The sequence below is a fragment of the Psychrobacter sp. AOP7-B1-24 genome, assembly GCF_052376215.1.
Taxonomy (GTDB): domain Bacteria; phylum Pseudomonadota; class Gammaproteobacteria; order Pseudomonadales; family Moraxellaceae; genus Psychrobacter.
This window is the reverse complement of the sequence record NZ_JBQSVL010000105.1, coordinates 1-6,914: the sequence shown is the minus strand read 5'-3', so window position 1 is coordinate 6,914 and position 6,914 is coordinate 1. Positions and strand designations below refer to the sequence as shown.

Genomic DNA, 6,914 nt, shown 5'->3' with positions numbered 1-6,914 from the left:
TCTGAATGAGCTTTTATCTGATACTTCAAAGTTCAATCATATTTTATCTAAATACTCTTCATCTGAATCTAAAAGATTGAGCTTAAAGTTCCTCGAAGTATTTCGAATATATGCATTCAAAGAGCTATCTTTTATCGCCTATCATACAGAAGCATTCAATATAGCCTTGATGTATCATGACTATGCAATGCAATTGTATTTTAGTAGTAGTAAATCTATCTTTTATGATAGTGCTGACTATTTTAGAAAATTGTCTTCAATACAAGGTACTAAGGCGGCCAAAACAAGATGGGCCCCTCAAGCTGAATATCGTCAACGAAAAAAGAAAGAATATCTTCATATAAAGGTGACACAGGGCTTCAACAAAAATACTAAAGCTGCAAGATACATTAAAGACTATATTGAAACAGATGAGCAACCATCTTACGAGTACGTTTATAAATTACTCTGTGAAGCTACGAATGGAAATTTTTCATAAAAAATTTATTATGCGCGCATAACTATACTAATAAGTAAAATTCTTAATTACTATTACTCTACAGCACTAGCCACTACTGGCCATAACCCTGCTATGGAGTAATAATATGAAACTAAAGAACAGGTATTTGCGAATGTCAGATCTCGCAAACCAACCTGAGCGTCCAGCTCGCAACTACACCACTCAATCAGGTCAACAGCGCACTATTACAGCCAGACCTGCCTCAAGCGGTATCACTGGATTTTCTGCTAAACATCTTTACCATCTCATCCATGAAGATAAATTTCCTGCCCCAATAAAAATCGGGCGGGCCAGTCTATGGCGCATGTCTGAAATCAATAGCTGGCTAGAAAGTCATACTGATCAGACAGACGATCAAGCCAATAATATGATGGGGGATTAATATGATGAACTCAACAAATCCCTCTGTCACTATCGAGCAAACTACTCCCAAAAATCAAATAGTGTTTGTTCTGGTAATTAGCCACCTCCTAACTAAGTTAATTGATTGTAATAATCAGCATATTACGCGTCAACAATGCCATATGGGGTGCATGATGCATTACTATAGTTTCAATATAGCAGACTATAAGAAAGATACAGACTACTTGAGTCCTATAGAGCATTATGTCTATCGTTCATTAATCGACCGCTACTACTTAGATGAAATGCCAATACCTAAAGAAACTCAACCGCTTTTGCGTAGGTTAAAACTGAAATCTGAGGTCGAGATTGAAGCGCTGAATTTCGTACTAAATGAGTTTTTTACGCTGGAAGACGATGGGTATCATCATAGCCGTATTGATAATGAAATTGCAAAATATCAGGCAAATGCTGAAAAGAACCGTGAAAATGGTAAAAAAGGAGGCAGACCACCTAAGAATAAACCCAAAATAACCCAGTCGGTTGTTGATGGGTTGCCAGTGAATAGCCAAATTAACCTTAACCAACAACCATCAACTACTAACCAAGAACTATCAATTAACTTATCATTTGATGATTTTTGGAATGCTTACGATTATAAAAAAGGTAGTTTGGTGAAACTAAAGGCTAAGTGGCAGTCACTCACTGTTGAGCAAAAAGAGCTAATCATGTCTCACGTTCCAGACTATGTTAAATCAACGCCTAATAAGAAGTTTCGCAAGTTTCCCATGACTTACTTAGATAATGAGGGGTGGCTAGACGAGATAATAGAGTCAGGCGAAAAAAACAGCAATGCTCGTCCTCACAGTAACCGTAGCGACTCGTTCGAATCACAGTCACAAACTAAGCAGATGAGCCGTGTGGAGCAGATCGCAGCCAACAATATCAATATGGAACAGGCTAAGGCCAAAGGAGTGTTGTCGTGAAATTTCATAATTTAGATATAGAGAAAGCACTACTTGCGTCATTAATGAGTATTGAAAATGCTTTTGAACATATTGCTAGTAAGCTCGATATTGAGGATTTTGCAGCAGCAAAGCATGAGTTACTATTCCAAGCGGTTAAGGCGTTAGACAAAGACGGTCTGCCGTACGATACGGTAATGGTGCATGACTGGCTCGCAGCTAATAATCATAGTGATGACGTTCCTGATAGTTACTTAGCAGAAATATTAAGCGAAAGCCCAGCAACACTATTCAATCTCAAGGCCTATGCAGACCGCGTACGCGAGCTTTCAAAGTATCGCGCAATCAATAGCATTCTTATGCAAGCGCAGGAGGATTTGAAGATGTCTGACATGCGCCTTGATGATAATGTAAATGGGATTGTTGAGAGATTAACTGCTGTCATTGATACTAATAAAAGTGGCAGTGGTGCAAGAACGGTTGGGTCAATGATGGACGGGTTCTTTGATAAACTCCAATCAGCTAGTAAAGGCGAGTTAGTGCCGTTCTCACCTACTGGTTTTGATGCACTAGATAACCGATCACCAATACAAAATGGTGACCTTGTCGTCGTTGGAGCACGTCCATCAATGGGTAAAACTACCTTCGCCCAAACTATATTGCAAAGCATGGTTCAAAACGGGTTTTATAAAGACAGCCAAGGAACCCATAAACGTAAGGCTGGTGTATTTTTTAGCGTGGAAATGACAGACGAGTCTGTTATGCAAAGGTTCATGTCTTCAATATCTAGTGTTGAGCTATCAAAAGTTAGAAGCGGAATGGGTATGGATGTCGATGACTGGGCAAACCTAAACAACACGGTTAGAAATTACAGCAAAGATTACCCCCTGTTTATTGAATCTGAGTCACTGATGACTTACCACCAAATGCGAACTACGCTAAATAAGATCCGTAACTCGCATGGTGAAATAGGTGTGATTATTATTGACTACCTACAAATCATGGGCGGGATTGACGGCAAAGACCGTGTTAATGGACTAGGTGAAGTCACAAGACATCTAAAAGCCTTTGGAAAGGAGTTTAATTGCCCAGTAATATTACTTTCTCAGCTAAACCGGTCAGTGGAAAGCAGACCCGATAAAAGACCAATTATGAGCGACTTGAGGGAGTCAGGCGCAATCGAACAGGAGGCTGATATAATTATATTCTTATACCGCGATGAAGTTTATAACGAGAAGTCGGACGCTAAAGGAGTCGCAGAGGTAATCATTGCAAAGAACCGCCAAGGTAAAGTCGGCACTATTCGATTAGGGTTTGAGGGTAATTATTCAAGATTTACTAATCACATGCCAATAATAAATGATCTTGATACAATTCCTCATTTTGGTGGCAAGTCTTAACTAATAAGTAGGTCTCGTTATAATAACGTACCTCAATAATCTTGAAAAGGTAAACGCCAAGCGCTTACCTTTTTTATGTTGACTACCATATACAGCAGCTCAAAGGCTTTTAGTTCAAATATATCCAATCCTAGAAAAAATCATCCAAATGAGCCAAGTCAATTGTCACACTGTACTGACTATAATTAGTCTGTGTTTTAGCATCTTCCAATATCAAGGTATATTGTGCATTGCGGTCAAACTGTGAGCCGATTAGACTGAGCCTAGCCTCGCGAGTACGCTCATCCATAATCTTGCTACTACTATCAAAATTTATTGTCTCTCTACTAGAGATTTCTTTACCATTACTATCTACGATAAACACATTAATCTGACGAGAGACGAATTGTTTACCCACCGCATCCGTTTGAATAAATTTAATTTTATCGATATTACTGACTAGTTTAATTGGCTGGTTTGCCACAACGACACCCACTGGCTGATTCTCAAACTTAGTCGCCTGCTCTTTATCTAGCTCTCGAATATGAATAATAGGCACGCATATCTCTTGCAGCATTGCGCCACCATGTACGAATTTCGCACCACTCACGAAATGAAAACGCTGGCTAGATTTGGGTATCAGAAATTCAGTCTGATTCTGGTTTTGACACAAGGAATCAGCCAAACCATTGGCTGTATTACGGATAGATCCTTTCCAATAAGCGTCATCTGATGGCAAGTCATCACCAATCACGTAACGCTTTTTGGCTTCCATGACGCCACTAGGTTTTGTGGTTAGCTTGGTTTTATTGTCGGCAACTAGCTCTTTTTGTTGAAAGAGAAATCCATGATCAGCAGTTATTACGACGTGACTGCCATTCAGACGATTGATAATGCGACCTACTAAGTTTTTTAGCTCGTCAATGGCACTGCGGCAAGCTTCAAAGGTCTTTTCTTCATTTTTTGAGTTATCGCCCATAGCGTCAATTGTGTCATGATAAATATAAACGACTCTTGCATCACGGATTTTATCGCGACCTTCTTGATTACTCCAATTTATCAGGTCTGTTGCCTTTACTGCCATACCGCCTACTTTTTGCAAGATTTTATCCCGATAATCTAAGCCCGCTGATGAGACCCCATCAACATAGACGGCGTTGCTTCTTTCAGGCTGATAGCTTAGAGAGTCATGAGGCAATAGCGCCGCCATACCTAGCTGAGTATAGCTCGGTAATACACCTAACTGTGTTGAGATACTGGCCTTGAAACGTTTTTCATTATTAATAATTGACCATAATTCAGATGCTACCTCATAACGCAAAGCATCAGAGATGATGACAAAGGCTCGTTGTAACTGGGTGGTATTAAATCGTGCTTGCACTTCATTGTCATAGAAATTGTACTGATTTGGGATATCTGCTAGCTGCCATTTATCCAATAGCTGCTCATCACCTAAATGATGATCCCAAGCTAGTCCTAGCTCATAGAGATACCAGTTGGTATAGATACTCTCAATCTCTTCATCTAGCTGTCTGAGCATATCAGAACCGAGGCTTATTGAGATAAGTACATGCTCATTGAATAAACGATAGGCCTGATCAAACTGGTAAATATCATTGACATAGGCATCGTACATCGATTTGGCGCTATCAAAATGAAAACCATCAACATACAGGTTACGAAGATGAATAAGCGTTTCTGCACTACGTAACGCTTTATAAAAACTATTGTAGGCGGGCTTAGATAAGCTCCAATGGCTTGCCAGCCTAGTTGAGATGATACTGTCAAACTCTACTCTATCAAGTGCTATGCTGTTGTCTAGTAGCGTCTCTACCAAGCCGCGAATGATATTTTGCTCAACCGCTTCAAAGGTCTCACATCGAACTAGCTCAATAGGACGATAGTGGCTGCTTTTGGCGCTGATATCGAGCTGCTGACTTAATTGGTGAGCGATAATCTCATAATGGGTGCAATAGGTACGGCTATCACGCCAAGTGACCATAAATGCCAATGCCGTAGCTCGACCTGCATTACTCTTAAGGATATTATTAGAAAGCCATTCACGCTGAGCACCTTCTGTCTGCGCCCAAAAATCTGTGCAAAATAACTTCAATACAAAGTCTGCAAATGACGGCTGTTCTGTGACGTAGCCATAATTTTTATCAAGCTCTTCCCAAAGGGCATCGACCAAATCAAACTTAATCAATTGATCCCATAAGGGCAATCCATTTGTATTATCTTCTAAATAGCTTGCATGCTCCCTTAATAAACTCAATAAGATATCTGACAAATAGTTTGAATCAGATTTTACGACAACAGCGATCATCTTACGATCTAGCGTCATCTCATCTTCATTGGTAGCTACTCGCTTTTTGAGTCCTGCTAAGCGCTGCTTATTGGCAAAGAACTTTTGGCGTTTTTGGATATGTGAGCGAAGCGCCATGTTAGTAATGCCCAGCTCATTGAGTAGCATCGAGCTATGATCAGCAAAAAACTGCTCACTATACAGGCGTATATCAAGTAGCCAATCGCGCTCAGGCTCTGGTTCAGAATTTGGATAATAAAGCAAAAACCGCCTTCTAGGCTCATCGATTTCCATACGCTTTTTGGTGGCTAATACGGATTCGTTAGCCATATTTAAGACCATGACTTCGGTAGAGAACCCATCATCGCTATCAACATTAGACTCAATAGCCACTGTTAAAGGCTCATTTAGACTATCTAGCTCTTCTATAAAGCTCTGGTCAGGATCATGCCAAAATACGATTCTGTTATCTTTAAATTTAGCAACGATACCTTGAATGAGTTCACTTGCCTGCATTAGATGATCTCCGGTGCTGATCCAGTAATGGACTTCACATCAGAGAGCAGATCACCAAACTTACCGTAGTTTACTTTTACACCATCGTCTAAGTCTATTGATATGCGCATATCTGCATAGTGCTTGAGCTTATCATCGAACTCGCGTAGCTCAACTTGCTGCTTTACTAGAGCGGCAAGCTCTTTTTTGAATCGGTTGGTATCACTCGTTGATTCAGCATTCTCTATCTGCTTATCCAGCTGCTCGGCATAGGCGTCATACTTACCCAGTAGCGGCGTGACATACTCTGTACGCATACGCGACAATGTGCCTTCATTATAGCGGTGCAAATACACTAGGCATTCAAAAGCTTTGTTTTTACCTGAGCTAAATAGCCAGTATATCGGGCGCTTCTTATAAGTCTTTAGATGGTCTTTGTAGAATTGGGTCGATAGGTAGCGACGTATGGTCTCAAGCGCGGACTCTGACTTTTTAGGCTTGATGGCGTGTAAGCATAGCGATTCCGCGATAAAGTCTAAGTTCTCTTGCAGATGCTCAGAACCCCATACGACCTGTACAAACTCACGCAAACGGTCAGTGGCATCGTCTTTAAACCACTCTTGATCGGTCAATGGAATGATAGCGTTCTGATCAGCGGGGAAGCTTGTGTACGCACCCTCAGCAACTAGTTTATCAAATCCTTCATTACCTGAATTTGCATAGATTAAACCTTCACGATCTAGTGAGTATCGGCCTAGCATGCAGCCTAAAGAGTAACTAATTAGCTCACCAATCGTATCTGATTGAAAGCGTATATTTGCTTCTTCAATTGCATCATATCGGTATATCGGATTTGCTTTTAAAGTAACTTGCTCTTCCAATACGTTAATATCAACATCTTCATGTAAATTGAAATTAGAAACTATATA

Annotated in this window: 5 protein-coding genes and 1 pseudogene; 4 read left to right on the top strand and 2 right to left on the bottom strand. The window is 40.3% G+C overall.

Annotated features, from left to right (window positions below):
* From ACT3QP_RS13630 to ACT3QP_RS13615, 4 genes are all read left to right on the top strand, one after another.
* The coding region (locus ACT3QP_RS13630; RefSeq protein WP_444525875.1) for a hypothetical protein at window positions 1-478 on the top strand (478 nt) is incomplete at its 5' end.
* A 133-nt stretch (window positions 479-611) separates the two neighbouring features.
* Complete coding sequence (locus ACT3QP_RS13625; protein ID WP_444525874.1) at window positions 612-881, top strand: helix-turn-helix transcriptional regulator; 270 nt, start codon at window positions 612-614, stop codon at window positions 879-881.
* 1 nt (window position 882) lies between these two features.
* On the top strand, window positions 883-1,827 hold the full coding sequence (locus ACT3QP_RS13620) for a YdaU family protein (protein WP_444525873.1): 945 nt from the start codon (window positions 883-885) through the stop codon (window positions 1,825-1,827).
* On the top strand, window positions 1,824-3,206 hold the full coding sequence (locus tag ACT3QP_RS13615) for a replicative DNA helicase (protein ID WP_444525872.1): 1,383 nt from the start codon (window positions 1,824-1,826) through the stop codon (window positions 3,204-3,206). The genes ACT3QP_RS13620 and ACT3QP_RS13615 overlap by 4 nt, the downstream gene beginning before the upstream one ends.
* 130 nt (window positions 3,207-3,336) lie before the next feature.
* Here ACT3QP_RS13615 and pglZ read toward each other — a convergent pair whose 3' ends face one another.
* A complete protein-coding gene (gene pglZ, locus ACT3QP_RS13610; protein WP_444525871.1) occupies window positions 3,337-6,006 on the bottom strand; it encodes a BREX-1 system phosphatase PglZ type A in 2,670 nt (889 codons plus the stop codon).
* Window positions 6,006-6,914: pseudogene (locus ACT3QP_RS13605) on the bottom strand (BREX-1 system adenine-specific DNA-methyltransferase PglX); the annotation flags it as partial. The pseudogene ACT3QP_RS13605 and the gene pglZ, both read right to left, overlap by 1 nt.